Here is a 12,775-nt window from a genome sequence, read left to right as displayed (position 1 = left end):
CTGGCGGGAACTTCAACGGGTCTGCCGGGCACGGCCGTGGAGCGGGCCGTGCCCGTGGTCGTGGGCTCAGCTGGATTCGCGGTGCACGACGGTCGCCGCGAACGGCTCGTGCGACTCGAGGGCGGCCGCGGGACTGCGGACGGCCCGGTCCACGAGCGAGGCGAGGTAGCGGCCCGAGGGCAGCGCGATCCGCACGGTGCTGAGCCGGGGCCGCAGCAGCCGCCCCAGCACGAGGTCGTCGGCGCCGATGACGGCGACGTCCTCGGGAACGCGCACGCCCGCTTCCTGCAAGGCGCCCATCAGCAGCATGGCGTACTCGTCGTTGTAGGCGAACACGGCGTCCAGGCCCAGACTCGACCAGCGGGCGGCGAGGGCGGCCGCCGACTCCTCGCGGTAGGCGAGGGGCAGTTCGGTCACCGTGGCCCCGGTTCCGGCCAGGGCCTCGCGGGCGCCCTGGAGTCGGGGTGCGGAGAACACCTCCATGCCCGGCTCCTCGGGGACGACCACGCCGATCCGGCGGCGGCCGCGCGCACAGAGGTGGGCGACGGCTCCGCGGCCGACGTCCGCATGGTCCAGGCGCAGCGCGTGGGCGCCGTCGACGGGTTCGGGACCGAGGGTCACCACGGCGCGCGCGCCGGAGCGCTTGAGGACGGCGACGCCCTCCGGCCCGATGCCGGGGGTGGGCACCAGCACGGCGACGGGCCGCAGTTCGGCCCAGGCCCGCGCCGCGTCGTCGCCGCGCAGTCCGGGGGCGCCGTACTGGACGACGGTGTAGTCGAGGCGGGTGAGCGCTCCCTGGAACTCGTGCACGAACCGGCTGTAGAGCGGGCCGGCCGGGACGGGCAGCGTGGGCATCAGGACCACCCGGCTGTGCCCGGCGCGCAGGGTGCGGGCGGCAGCGTGGGGCACGTACCCGAGGTCCTCGGCCGCCTGGCGGACCCGGCGGCGGGTGGGCTCGCTGATGCGTACGGTGCCGGCGTTGTTCAGGACGTAGGAGACGGTCGCGCGCGAGACGCCGGCCAGGCGGGCCACGTCGGCGCTCGTGGGCACGGGGCGCGGGGCCGGCGATTTCGTCGGCGCGGGCGTGTTCGGTATCTGCACCATGACGTACCGCATCTTGGCAGAAGCCGTGCGCAGGGGTCGGGGCGGGGGACGCCCTGTCCGACGAACCGTCAAAGAACATGTTCGTGACGTACTTGTTCGCAACGAACATGTTCGTTACTGTGGTGGCATGACAGCACGCCCCGACACCCCGCGCAGCCGTCGCGAACGCCCGGCCAAGCCCGCCCTGACCAGGGAGGGCATCGTGGCCGCCGCCGTCGCGGTACTGCGCGCCGAAGGCCTGCGCAAGGTCACCATGCGACGCCTCGCCGAGGAGCTGGACACCGGCCCGGCCTCGCTCTACGTCTACGTCCGCAACACCGCGGAACTGCACGCGGCCGTGCTCGACGAACTCCTGGGCACCATCGACCCGGCCGCCGCCGGAGGCGCCTGGCACGAGCGGCTGGAGCAGGTCCTCACCGGCTACACCGCGATGCTCCTGGAGCATCCGGACCTCGCCCGCTCCGCCCTCACCGCGCGGCCCAGCGGACCGCACTACCTGAACCTGATCGAGACCCTGCTGGGGCTGCTCGAAGAGGGCGGGACACCCGCCGCGCAGGCCGCGTGGGGCGTGGACCTGCTGCTCCAGCACGCCACCGCGACGGCCGCCGAACACGCGGACGAGGCATCCGAGGAGGAGTGGGACGCCCTGCGGCACGCCGTGCGCGAGGCCTCGCCGGACACCCACCCGCGCATCGCCGCCCTCGCCGGACCCCTGCTGTCGGGCCCGCCCGAGGCCCGCCTGTCCTGGGGCATCAGGACCCTCATCGCCGGCATCGAGCGCACCGCCGTACCCGGCCCCGCGACGAAGGAGACCTCACCGTGAGCCACCACCCCATAGCGATCATCGGCGCCGGACTCGGCGGGCTCACCCTCGCCTCGGTGCTCCACGCACACGGCGTCGAGGCGGCCGTCTTCGACCTCGACTCCTCCCCCGCCGCCCGCGCCCAGGGCGGCATGCTGGACATCCACGAGGATTCCGGCCAACTCGCCCTGCGGGCCGCCGGACTGCACGAGGAGTTCCGGAAGCGGATCATGCCCGGCGGCGAGGCGGTGCGGGTCCTCGACAAGGACGCCGTGGTCCGGCACGCCGAGGACGACGACGGCGCCGGCGGCCGGCCCGAGATCGACCGGGGCGTCCTGCGCGACCTGCTGCTCGGCGCGCTGCCCGGGGGAACGGTCCGCTGGGGCGCCAAGGTCACCGGGGCGCGCCCCCTGGGCGGCGGCCGCCACGAGGTCTGCCTCGCCGACGGCACTGCCTTCACCACCGGCCTGCTGGTCGGGGCCGACGGCGCCTGGTCGCGGATCCGGCCGCTGCTGTCCGCCGCCCAACCCGCGTACTCGGGCGTGTCCTTCGTCGAGGCGGACCTGCCCGACGCGGACACGCGTCATCCGGTGAGCGCCGAGGTCGTCGGCGGCGGCCTGCTCTTCGCGCTCGGCCACGGCAAGGGCTTCCTCGCCCACCGCGAGCCCGACGGCGGCCTGCACGTCTACGCCGCGCTGCGGGTCGCCGAGGACTGGGCGGACGGCGTGGACTTCGCCGACCTCGACACGGCGAAGGCCCGCGTCCTGGAGCACTTCGCGGACTGGGACAAGGGCCTGCGGGCGCTGATCGCCGACGCTCCCGGTCCGCTGACGCCCCGCACGATCCACGCCCTGCCGGTCGGCCACCGCTGGGAGCGCGTGCCCGGGGTCACCCTGCTCGGCGACGCCGCCCACCTGATGTCACCGTTCGCGGGCGAGGGCGCCAACCTCGCGATGCTGGACGGCGCCGAACTGGGCCGGGCGCTCGTGGAACATCCCGGCGACCACGAGACGGCGCTGAGCCGCTACGAGGAGAGGCTGTTCCCTCGCAGCGAGGCGGCGGCCGCCGAGTCCGCGGCGAACGCGACGGCCCTGTTCGCGGAGGACGCCCCGCAGCCCGTCGTCGACCTCTTCACGGCTCACCACTGAGACACGTCGGGGCTCACCTCCTGAGACAGTCGAGCTGACCCCTGAGACGCGTCGCGGCTCACCACTGAGACACGTCGCAGCTGACCCCCGAGACGCGCCGCGGCTCACCCCTGATCCGGCGATCCCGTCCCCGGCGCTGCCTCGCCGGCCCCCGTCACCCGGTCGATCAGCTCGTTCCAGCCCGCCTCCAGCCGGGCCGGCGGCATCGCCGACTGCCGGGTGAGGTGGTGCACCAGGACGGGGCTGAGGAATCCCATGAGCGTGTGGGCGAGCAGCTCGGCGTCCGCGCCCGGCAGGGCCTCGCGCAGCAGCATCGTCAGGTGGGCGAGGTGGACGCGGCGCGGCGGCACGGAGTACCGGCGCTCGGCCACGGGCTCGGCCGCCAGTTGCAGGTCCAGCTCGTCGACGGAACGCCGGAGCATGGCGACGCCGAACGCCCGCAGCCTCTCCACCGGGGGCGCGCCGGGCCCCAGCGGCGGGGGGCCGCTCAGAAAGGCGGCCTGGAAGTTGCGCTCGGAGTGGTCCAGGAGCGCGGTGAGCAGGCCGGTGCGGTCGCCGAAGCGACGGAACACCGTGCCCTTGCCGACCCGGGCCGCGCTCGCCACGGCGTCCATCGTGACCCCGGCCGCGCCGTGCTCGGCGACCAGCCGGGCGGCGGCGTCCAGGAGCCGGGCCCGGTTGCGGGCCGCGTCGGCGCGCAGGCACGGCTCGTCGTCGAACGGTCCGAGGTGCAGGAGCTCGGACGCGCCGAAGGTCGTCTCCTCGGGCTCCGGACAGGGGGGCAGAACGGCGGACATGAACTCAGCGTAAAGCACCGGGAATGAAACTGGACCGCGGTCCGTTTGGAGTGCTAGAAAATAAGCGGACCCCGGTCCGTATACATGACGACCATGCCTCAGCCCCCGCTTCACAGCCTTTGGGAGTACCCATGTCTGTCCGCATCCTTGCGCTCGTCGGCAGCCTCCGCGCCGGTTCCACCAACCGCCAGCTCGCCGAGGCGGCCGTCAAGGTCGCTCCCGAGGGCGCCGAGGTCGACCTCTTCGAGGGTCTGGCGGAGATCCCCTTCTACAACGAGGACCTCGACGTGGAGGGCAGCGTCCCGGCCGCCGCCGCGAAGCTGCGCGCCGCCGCCCAGGCCGCCGACGCCTTCCTGCTCTTCTCCCCCGAGTACAACGGCACCATCCCGGCCGTCCTGAAGAACGCCATCGACTGGCTGTCCCGCCCCTACGGCGCCGGCGCCTTCGGCGGCAAGCCCGTCGCCGTGGTCGGCACCGCGTTCGGCCAGTTCGGCGGCGTGTGGGCGCAGGACGAGGCCCGCAAGGCCGTCGGCATCGCCGGCGGCCGGGTGATCGAGGACCTCAAGCTCGCCATCCCCGGCTCCCTCACCCGCTTCGCCGAGACCCACCCGGTGGACGACGCCGAGGTCGCCGCGCAGCTGACCGAGGTCGTCGCCCGTCTGCACGGCCACGCGGGCGAGGCCGTCGCCGCCTGAACCCGGTAGCCGGCAGGACCGGCGGAGCCGGCGGCTGATCACGGCCGGACGGGGCCCGGAGACCTTCCGGGCCCCGTCCGGCCGTTCCGCGCGCCCGCCCGCCCCCGACGCGCGGCCGCCGGCGCCCGGCGTGGTGATCGCCGGGCCGTGGTGATCGCGTGCGCGTCCCGGCCGTCGGGTGGAGGGTCGGGCAAAAGTCGTCGAAGCCGCGGACTGTGCGCCTCCCCGTCTGATAGGGCTGGGAAGATGCAGACCCTCTATCGACGACTGCTGGCCCTGATGCCCCGCATCGGCGTCCAGGTGACCGACCTCGGACCGGGGACGGCGGTGGTCGCCCGGCGCGGCCGTCCCTACCGGGCCACCGGCGCGGGCAGGGACACCTGGGTGCTGCGGCGCACGAGGGACGGCGAGCGCCCCGGCGTGGACGACGGCGAGGCCGTGCGGCTGGGCGACACCGGCGCCGTCCTCCTCATGGACGCCCCGGAGCGGCGCGACGAACGCAGGCTCCAGCTCGCGGCGGCCGAGTACCTGTGCACGCAGCACGTCACCGCGATGCTGGAGCTGTACGGGGTGAACTGCGTCTTCGACGTCGGGGCCAACACGGGCCAGTACGCCAAGCGGCTGCGCAGGCTCGGCTACACCGGCCGCATCGTGTCCTTCGAGCCCACGTCGGAGACGTTCGCCCGGCTGGAGAAGGCCGCCGCCGACGATCCGTCCTGGCAGGTGCACCAGTGCGGTCTCGGCCGCGAGGAGACGACGGCGCAGATCCACACCGGCTGGAAGACGATGAACTCCCTGCTGTCGGCGAGCGACTACGGCAAGGGCCGCTACAGCCGCTTCGCCCAGGGCGCCACCGAGGAGATCCGCGTCCGCAGGCTCGCCGAGGTCATGGACGAGGCGCTGGAAGGGCTCGCCGAACCCCGCCCCTTCCTCAAGATGGACACCCAGGGCTACGACCTGGAGGTGTTCGCCGGAGCCGGTGAGCGGATCGCGGAGTTCGTCGGCATGCAGTCCGAGGTCGCGGTGCTCAGGCTGTACGAGGGCAGCCCCGGCATGGGCGAGGCCGTCGCGGCGTACGAGGCGGCCGGATTCGGCATCACCGGCATGTACCCGGTGACGCGCGAGGCGACGACGGGACGGGTGATCGAGTTCGACTGCGTGCTGATGCGCGCGGACGCCGCGCCCACGGCGTAGGGCCGCGACGCGCCGTCAACCCGCCGTCTCCGGAGGCCTTCGGGGCCGGGCCCGGTGTCAAGCGCCGGATGGCGGGCAGGTTCGGCCGTACGGCGGTGCTCGGTGACGCGGCGGTGCCCGGTGACGCGGCCGGTCGGCCGATCATGAGCGGCACGAGCGGCCGCGCGTCCGCGTGCCGTGTGAGGAGTAGCCCATGACGTCCCAGCCGCCGCCCTTCGACCGCGAGCTCGCCGCCGTCCTGGAGCTCATGAAGGACGTGATCCAGCCGGGGCTGTCCCTGGAGGACGTCGAAGCCGCCCGCCGGGGGCCGGGCCTCGAACTGCTCTCCCAGCTCGACCTGACGGCCGGCGGGGCCTTCGAGGCCGAGGACCGCACGGTTGCGGGGCCCGAGGGCGCCCCGGACATCTCCCTGCTGATCTGCCGCCCGGCCGGACCGGCCCCCGAGCGGCCCCGGCCGGTCGTCTACCACGTGCACGGCGGCGGAATGGTCCTCGGCGACCGGCGCGCCGGCGTGGACGTGATCCTCGGCTGGGCGCGCGAACTGGACATGGTCGTGGTGTCCGTCGAGTACCGGCTGGCGCCCGAACACCCGCATCCCGCACCGGCCGAGGACGTCTACGCCGGTCTGCTGTGGACGGCGCGGAACGCCGAGGAACTGGGCGCGGACCCTGACCGGATCGTCATCGCCGGCGCCAGTGCGGGAGGCGGCCTGACCGCGGCCCTCGCCCTCATGCTGCGCGACCGCGGCGGGCCGCGGCCCGTCGGCCAGCTGCTGATGTACCCGATGCTCGACGACCGCAACGACACCCCCTCCAGCCACCAGATGGCGGGAGTCGGCGCCTGGGACCGCACCGCCAACGAGACCGGGTGGACGGCCCTGCTCGGCGAGCGGCGCGGCGGGCCGGACGTCTCCCCGTACGCGGCGCCCGCCCGCGCCGAGGACCTGTCCGGGCTGCCCCCGGCCTACCTCGACGTCGGCTCCGCGGAGACCTTCCGGGACGAGGTCGTCACGTACGCCTCGCGGATCTGGCAGGCGGGCGGGGTCGCCGAACTGCATGTGTGGCCGGGCGGCTTCCACGGGTTCGACGGCTTCGCGCCGCAGGCCGCGCTGTCGAGGTCGGCCCGGGCCGCCCACCTGGACTGGCTGCGCCGCCTGCTCGCCGAGTGACCCGCGGGCCCTCCCCGCGCGGGGCTGGGTCGACGCCACGGCCGCCGACCCGCGTCGTCACAGACCCCGGCGGTCCCAGGCGCAGGTTCTCCCAGGCCTACGTCCTCTCAGGCCTACGTCCTCTCAGACGGTCGTCTCCGCCGGGGCGGCCGCCAGGGCGGCGCCGTCCTCGTCGGACGTCGTGGGGCGCGCGCCGGGGATGACGGCGGCGATGGCCGCGGAGACCAGGGCGAGCCCGCCCCCGACGAGGAGCGCGGTGCGGAACCCGGACTCCGAGGCGAGGGTGTGGCCGCCCAGGGTCGTGGTCATCTGGGAGAGGATCACGCCGATGACGGCGGAGCCGATCGAGGTGCCGAGCGAGCGCATGAGGGTGTTGAAGCCGTTGGCGGCGGCGGTCTCCGTGATCGGGACCGAACTCATGATCAGCGCGGGCATGGCGCCGTAGGCGAGGCCGACCCCGCTGCTGGTGATGACCGTGACCAGCATGACGCCCCAGGCGGAGCCGATCAGCGCCATGGAGGCGAAGTACCCGGCGGCCAGCACCAGGGCGCCGCAGACCAGGGTGAACTTGGGACCGCGGGCGTTGGTGAGCTTCCCGCCGAGCGGGGAGACCAGCATCATCATCAGGCCGCCGGGCGCGATCCACAGGCCGGCCGCGAGCATGGACTGGCCGAGGCCGTAGCCGGTGGCCTCGGGGAACTGCAACAGCTGCGGCATCACCAGCATGCTCGCGTACATGCCGAAGCCGACGAAGACCGAGGCGACGTTGGTCAGGAGCACCCGGGGGCGGGCCGTGGTGCGCAGGTCGACGAGCGGGTCGGTGGTGCGCACCTCCCACACGCCCCAGGCGAGCAGCGCCACGACGGCGAGGGCGAACAGGCCGAGGGTGGCGCCCGAGGCCCAGCCCCAGTCGGCGCCCTTGGAGACCGCGAGCAGCAGGGAGACCAGGCCGACGCCGAGGCCGATCGCGCCGGGCAGGTCGAAGCGCTGGCCCTTGGCGCCCGCGGGGACGTCCGGGACGAGCAGGAAGATCAGCACGGCGACGCCGGCCGCGAGCACGGCGGATCCCCAGAACAGCACCCGCCAGTCCGCGTACTGGGCGACCGCCGCGGCCAGCGGGAGCCCGATGGCGCCGCCGATGCCCATGGAGGCGCTGACCAGGGCGATGGACCCGCTGAGTTTCTCGGTCGGCACGACGTCCCGGAGCAGGGCGATGCCGAGCGGCACCATGCCCATGCCCATGCCCTGGAGGCCGCGTCCCACGATCATCGTGACGACGTCGGAGGCGAGGGCGCACACCACCGAGCCGGCGATCAGCGGCACCGAGCAGGCGAGGAGCATGCGGCGCTTGCCGACCAGGTCGCCGAGGCGGCCGACGACCGGCACGCACACGGCGGCGACCAGCAGGGTGACCGTGATCACCCAGGCCGCGTTCGAGGACGAGGTGTGCAGGATCTGCGGCAGTTCGGCGATCAGGGGGGTGACGAGCGTCTGCATGATCGCCGCCGTGGTGCCGGCGAAGGCCAGGGTGGCGATCACGGCGCCCGGGCGGGCGGTGACGTGCGGAGCGGGGGCGCCCATGGCACTCCTCGGCTGGGATGTCGGACGACGCCGTCGGGAAGCCGTACGGCGGATGTGCATCATACATGCGATGTGTATCCACCACATCGCATGGGGCATGCACACGATGTGCCAGGATGGTCGGGCCGCACGGAAACCGGAGGGCGGGCCATGGAGTCGCCGACGCACGAGGTCGAGTACGAGCAGATGCTGCTCAGCCGCCACTCGTTCCTGAACCAGCGCGGAGGCCGCCGCAAGGACAGCCACATGGAGCGCAGCGCCTACATCATGCTGAGCCGGATCCGGGTCCAGGGGCCCATGTCCATCGGGGAGCTGAGCGACGCCTTCGGCCTGGACGCCTCCACCCTGAACCGGCAGACCGCCTCGGCGATGCGGGCCGGGCTGATCGAACGGATCCCGGACCCCGAGGGCGGGATGGCCCGCAAGTTCCGCCTCACCGACGAGGGCGCGCGCCTGCTGGACGAGGAGCGCGACGGGATCGTGGACGCCCTGGGCCTGGTCATGGCCGACTGGCCGGACGAGGACGTGGCCGCGTTCGCGGCCTACCTGCGGCGCTTCAACAACGGCATCGAGGCCCTCGGCGGCCGCCCCTGGCCGCGCCCGTAGGGCTTCCCGGCTTCCTCGAGGATCGGGAGGGGAGGATCACCGGCCCAGCGCGACGGGACGGCGGTCAGTGCGCGGTGCGCGCGACGCGGAACCCGACGTCGTCCACCCGGAACGTGGGGTGGCTGCGGCGGCGCACCGAGGCCCGGCAGCTCCAGTGCTCGTCGAACCAGCCACCGCCGCGCAGCACCCGGTAGGCGCCGTAGACCTCGGCGTCGTAGACGTCCCAGCACCATTCCCACACGTTGCCGAGCATGTCGTACAGGCCCCACGGGTTGGGGAGCCGGCCGCCGACCTCGTGGAGGCGTTCGCCGGAGTTCCCCCGGTGCCAGGCGATGTCGTCGAGCGGCCCGTAGCGCGGACCGGAGGTCCCGGCGCGGCAGGCGTGCTCCCACTCCGCCTCGGTGGGCAGCCGGTACCCGTCGGCGGACGCGTCCCGGTGGACGAGGTCGCCGCCGGCGTCCACCCGGTAGGCGGGCGTGAGGCCCTCGCGTTCGGACAGGGCGTTGCAGTAGCGGACCGCGTCCCACCAGGACACGCTCTCGACGGGCAGCCGGCCCGTCCCGTCGCCGGGTCCGGGCGCGCCGGTGACGTGCGCGTACTGCTCGCGCGTGACCGGGTGCGCGGCCAGCAGGTGGGCCGCCACGTCGACCGCCCAGCTGCGCCGCGTGCGCCGGTCCGAGAGGGTGACCGTGCCCGGCGGCACCTCGATCATCGTCGGCCCCCGCTCCCCCGTGTCCATGAGCGGATGATCTCATCACCGGGACCGGCCGCGGACCGTCGAGGGGTCACCGCGCCGTCGGGGCGGCGGTCGGGCCCGTGCCGGTCAGCTGCCGGCGGGCTCGTCGTCCGCGCGGTGAACGGCGTCCGCCAGAAGGTACGACCACGGCCCGGCCGCCGCTCACCGCTCATTGCTCACCGCTCGCTGCCACGCCGGGCCCGCGGCCTGTCTAAGGTACAGAGAGGATCACCGCCTGCCCGGGAGCCCCCATGACCGGTATCCGCCGGAAGAGACCCGCCGACGCTCTGGACACCCTCGACGCCCTGGACGCCATCGAGCCGCCGGGCAACGTCGAGACGGTCGTCGGCGTGCTGTCGGTGACGGTCCTGGTGGAGGTCCTGGGCGTGCTGTCCGGGTCCGAGGTGTGGCTCCTCGGGCTCCTGGTCTTCCTGCCCGGGACGGCGTCGGCGCTGTGCACCGTCCAGCAGACGAAGTTCGTGGCCGCCTGGACCACGCTGTTCGTCACCTTCACCGTGGTGGTGCGGGCCGTCGACGGGGACCGCTGGCTCGACCGGGCGCTGCTGGTGCTGCTCACCCTGGCTCTGGGGGCCGCCTCCGTCTACGCCTGCCACCGGCGCATCGGACGCGAGCACGAGATGCTGCGGCTGCGCTCCACCGCCGCCGCCATGCAGCGGCACATCCTGCATCCGCTGCCGCTGCTCACCGACGACGTCCTGGTCAACGGCGTCTACGAGCCCGTGCAGGAGGACCGGCTGGTCGGCGGCGACATCTACGACGTCGTCGCGTCGCCGTGGGGCACCCGGGTGCTGATCGGGGACGTGCAGGGCAAGGGGCTGGCCGCCGTGGGCGCGGCGTTCGCCGTGATCGGCGCGTTCCGGGAGGCGGCCCACCGCGAGCCCACGCTCACCGCGCTCGTCGACGCGCTCGACGGGGCGGTCGTCCGGCACAACTCCTATGCCGAGCAGACCGGTGACGACGACCGGTTCGTCACCGCTCTCGTGGTCGGGATCGACGCGCACGCGGAGGCGCAGGTCGTCAACTGCGGGCATGTGCCGCCCCGGTTGCTGCACGAGGGCGTCGTGGCCACGCCGGTCGTGGACACCGGCGTCCCGCTGGGGCTCGCCGACCTGGCCGTCGAGCCGACGACCGTGGACTGGTTCACCTTCCCGGCCGGATCGACGCTGGTGCTGACCACCGACGGCCTCACCGAGACCCGCGACGGTCACGGCACGTTCTACCCGCTCGACGAGCGCCTGGCGAAGTACCTGGACCTGTCGCCCACCGAGCTGCCGAAGGCGCTGCACGAGGACTCCCGGGCGTTCACCGGCGACGGCCGCCGCCACGACGACGTCGCCGTGCTCACCGTCCGCAGGTCCCCGAGCCGCTGACCGGCCCTGGGCACGGCCGCACCGCGGTGGGCGCGGCCGTGCCCAGGGGCCGTCGGTCGGGCGGGCGCGCGGTCAGGCCCAGGGGGTCGCCGGCACGAACGCGCTGTCCTGACGGAACAGGTCGGTGCCGTCGGACGGTTCGACGCGCAGCTGGTAGTCGTAGTGGCGCAGGTAGTAGCCGGGGTAGTTGTACGACTCGAAGCGGACCGAACCGCTCGTCGGGCCGGTCCGGGCGATGAAGGTGGCGTCACGGGCGAAGGTGGACGTGCCGTCGTTGGCGTCGAAGCGGCCGCGGAAGGAGTAGTGGCGCAGGTAGTGGCCGGCCGCGTCGCGGAAGGAGTAGGCGTTGGCGTCGGCGAGGCCGGCGACCACCGTGAAAGTGGCCGCCTGCTTCTCGGCGGCGGTGCTGGACGCGGTCACCACGGGCAGGTTGAGCAGGGCGGACTGCTCCTGCCAGTAGCGAGTGGTGTAGTTGGCGGAGCGCAGCGAGCGGGTGGCGTTCCTGGTCAGGGCCGGGCCGCCGGTCACGGTCTCCTTGATGACGGTGAAGTGGCGTGCCGTGCCGGAGATGCCGGGCAGCGCCTTGGGCGCGCTCCAGGTGGCGAAGGCGTCGTAGCTGTCGCTGTAGTAGTACTTGCCGTCGCCGTAGCCGTCGAAGAAGATCCGCCAGGCGCCGTTGTCGAGCTGGATGACGGAGGGGCCCTCGCGGTAGCTGCCCCAGCCGGCCCAGTCCCCGGTCCTGGTGATGGTGTAGGGGCCGGTGAGCTTGGACGCCGTGCCGTACTCGATGTACTTGGCCGTCTCGTTCTTGGTGAACGCGTGGTAGGTCGAGCCGGTCTTCACGATGTAGGTGTCGATGTGGTTCGGTCCGATGCCGGACAGGGCGACCGGTGAAGTCCAGGCGGTGAGCGCGGAGTTGGCGGCCCTGAGCAGGTACGGGGTGAAGATCCACTCGTCGTTGGCGACCGAGCAGGACACGATGACGTTGACGCTGCCGTCGCTGTCGACGAACCACTCCGGGGCCCAGGCGCGGGACAGGTTGGCGATCGGGACCGTGTAGTCGTACAGGAACGTCCAGTTGGCCCGGTCGGAGCTGCGGGCGAAGCCGATGGTGGTGCTGGGGTCCTGCCAGGTGTGGGTGGTGTAGGTGAGGTAGTAGTAGCCGTCGGTGTGCTTGAAGACGCTCGCGTCCCGGATGCGGTTGGCGGGCGGGGTGTAGGCGGAGGACCGCACCAGCCGGAAGTCCGTCGCGTCGTCGGACTGGTAGACGTTCACCGTGCCGTCGTCGCTGTTGAGGAACGGGACGATGGTGTAGCGGGTGGCGGATCCGGCGGCGGGCGCGGCGGCCAGGGCCGTGCCGAGCAGTCCGGGAGCCTCGCCGAGCACCAGTGCGGCGACGGGCAGGGCCGCCATCGCGCGCAGCAGGGAACGACGGGACGGGGTGGGGGGACGTGTCGTCATGGTGCGGCTCTCCTACGGCTCAAGGTCCGAAATCCCGAACAAAGTTCGGAAAGTCGATCAGAAAGTAGGGGGGTCGCGGGGGTCCGTCAATC

The 12,775-nt window shown here is 73.4% G+C and carries 12 protein-coding genes; 7 read left to right on the top strand and 5 right to left on the bottom strand.

Annotated elements, in window-relative coordinates; translation table 11 throughout:
• Positions 1–66: 66 nt before the first annotated feature.
• Positions 67–1,104 carry a LacI family DNA-binding transcriptional regulator gene (locus OG802_RS30865; RefSeq protein WP_329415821.1) on the bottom strand — a complete coding sequence of 346 codons (1,038 nt, stop codon included), beginning with the start codon at positions 1,102–1,104 and terminating at the stop codon, positions 67–69.
• Between the two features lie 127 nt (positions 1,105–1,231).
• Here OG802_RS30865 and OG802_RS30860 point away from each other — a divergent pair, with 127 nt between their 5' ends.
• Positions 1,232–1,927: a TetR/AcrR family transcriptional regulator gene (locus OG802_RS30860; protein ID WP_329415820.1), complete on the top strand. Its 696-nt coding sequence runs from the start codon at positions 1,232–1,234 to the stop codon at positions 1,925–1,927.
• A complete protein-coding gene (locus tag OG802_RS30855) occupies positions 1,924–3,054 on the top strand; it encodes an FAD-dependent oxidoreductase (RefSeq protein ID WP_329415819.1) in 1,131 nt (376 codons plus the stop codon). The genes OG802_RS30860 and OG802_RS30855 overlap by 4 nt, the downstream gene beginning before the upstream one ends.
• Before the next feature lie 104 nt (positions 3,055–3,158).
• Here the strand turns inward: OG802_RS30855 and OG802_RS30850 are convergent, their stop codons facing one another.
• Positions 3,159–3,851, bottom strand: a complete 693-nt coding sequence (locus tag OG802_RS30850; protein WP_329415816.1) for a TetR/AcrR family transcriptional regulator — start codon at positions 3,849–3,851, stop codon at positions 3,159–3,161.
• A gap of 131 nt (positions 3,852–3,982) precedes the next feature.
• Here OG802_RS30850 and OG802_RS30845 point away from each other — a divergent pair, with 131 nt between their 5' ends.
• The 3 genes from OG802_RS30845 to OG802_RS30835 all read left to right on the top strand — a co-directional run bounded on the left by OG802_RS30845 (position 3,983) and on the right by OG802_RS30835 (position 6,908).
• Positions 3,983–4,546 carry an NAD(P)H-dependent oxidoreductase gene (locus OG802_RS30845; RefSeq protein WP_329415814.1) on the top strand — a complete coding sequence of 188 codons (564 nt, stop codon included), beginning with the start codon at positions 3,983–3,985 and terminating at the stop codon, positions 4,544–4,546.
• Between the two features lie 246 nt (positions 4,547–4,792).
• Positions 4,793–5,740: an FkbM family methyltransferase gene (locus OG802_RS30840; protein ID WP_329415812.1), complete on the top strand. Its 948-nt coding sequence runs from the start codon at positions 4,793–4,795 to the stop codon at positions 5,738–5,740.
• Positions 5,741–5,933: 193 nt separating this feature from the next.
• Positions 5,934–6,908 carry an alpha/beta hydrolase gene (locus OG802_RS30835; protein WP_329415811.1) on the top strand — a complete coding sequence of 325 codons (975 nt, stop codon included), beginning with the start codon at positions 5,934–5,936 and terminating at the stop codon, positions 6,906–6,908.
• Between the two features lie 123 nt (positions 6,909–7,031).
• On the opposite strand, the gene OG802_RS30830 is transcribed toward OG802_RS30835, so the two are convergent.
• Complete coding sequence (locus tag OG802_RS30830; protein ID WP_329415809.1) at positions 7,032–8,489, bottom strand: MFS transporter; 1,458 nt, start codon at positions 8,487–8,489, stop codon at positions 7,032–7,034.
• A 150-nt stretch (positions 8,490–8,639) separates the two neighbouring features.
• On the opposite strand from OG802_RS30830, the gene OG802_RS30825 reads away from it, so the two are divergent.
• Positions 8,640–9,095, top strand: coding sequence for a MarR family winged helix-turn-helix transcriptional regulator (locus OG802_RS30825; RefSeq protein ID WP_329415807.1), 456 nt, complete (start codon positions 8,640–8,642; stop codon positions 9,093–9,095).
• A 64-nt stretch (positions 9,096–9,159) separates the two neighbouring features.
• On the opposite strand, the gene OG802_RS30820 is transcribed toward OG802_RS30825, so the two are convergent.
• A complete protein-coding gene (locus OG802_RS30820; RefSeq protein ID WP_329415806.1) occupies positions 9,160–9,834 on the bottom strand; it encodes a formylglycine-generating enzyme family protein in 675 nt (224 codons plus the stop codon).
• A 248-nt stretch (positions 9,835–10,082) separates the two neighbouring features.
• On the opposite strand from OG802_RS30820, the gene OG802_RS30815 reads away from it, so the two are divergent.
• On the top strand, positions 10,083–11,222 hold the full coding sequence (locus OG802_RS30815; RefSeq protein ID WP_329415804.1) for a PP2C family protein-serine/threonine phosphatase: 1,140 nt from the start codon (positions 10,083–10,085) through the stop codon (positions 11,220–11,222).
• Between the two features lie 72 nt (positions 11,223–11,294).
• Here OG802_RS30815 and OG802_RS30810 read toward each other — a convergent pair whose 3' ends face one another.
• Entirely contained in the window at positions 11,295–12,683 is a 1,389-nt protein-coding gene (locus tag OG802_RS30810; protein WP_329415802.1) for a glycoside hydrolase family 43 protein, read from the bottom strand.
• Between the last annotated feature and the right edge of the window lie 92 nt (positions 12,684–12,775).

The sequence above is a fragment of the Streptomyces sp. NBC_00704 genome (assembly GCF_036226605.1).
GTDB lineage: Bacteria > Actinomycetota > Actinomycetes > Streptomycetales > Streptomycetaceae > Streptomyces.
Note: the sequence above shows the minus strand (reverse complement) of the source record. Positions and strands in the feature narration are given on the sequence as shown.